A 352-nucleotide genomic window follows, 5' to 3' on the forward strand; every position below is an offset into this window, starting at 1 on the left:
CCCCTCGCCGAACAGCCCGAGACGGTGGTGAACGCAGTTCGCGACGTCCTGCACATCAATCCGACGGCCGGCGGCCAGATGCGCCTGTGGGCCAANCCGGACGATATCGAACTGATCCGCCTGCACCTGGCCGACGAACTGAAGGAAGGCCATTGGCGCGTGCTGGCCGATGAATCCATCCTGCGTGGCGGCTGCCGCGCCGAGACGCCTTTCGGCGACATCGACGCCACCCTGCAGACCCGCTGGCGCCGCGTGGCCGCCTCGCTCGGCCGCAACGCAACCTGGGAGGAGCCGGTGTGAACGGCAATCCGGCCTCCGAGCAATCCGGCCAGGCGCCCCTCGCGGGCGCCGC

General features: G+C 70.4%; 1 protein-coding gene. It reads left to right on the top strand.

Annotated elements, in window-relative coordinates; genetic code table 11:
• Positions 1-300: FliH/SctL family protein (locus tag B3446_RS26720; protein WP_291387013.1), on the top strand; the 300-nt coding region annotated here is incomplete at its 5' end.
• Positions 301-352: the final 52 nt, after the last annotated feature.

Origin of the sequence: Achromobacter sp. UBA5777 (genome assembly GCF_002418565.1) — a bacterium.
Lineage (GTDB): Bacteria > Pseudomonadota > Gammaproteobacteria > Burkholderiales > Burkholderiaceae_B > Achromobacter > Achromobacter animicus.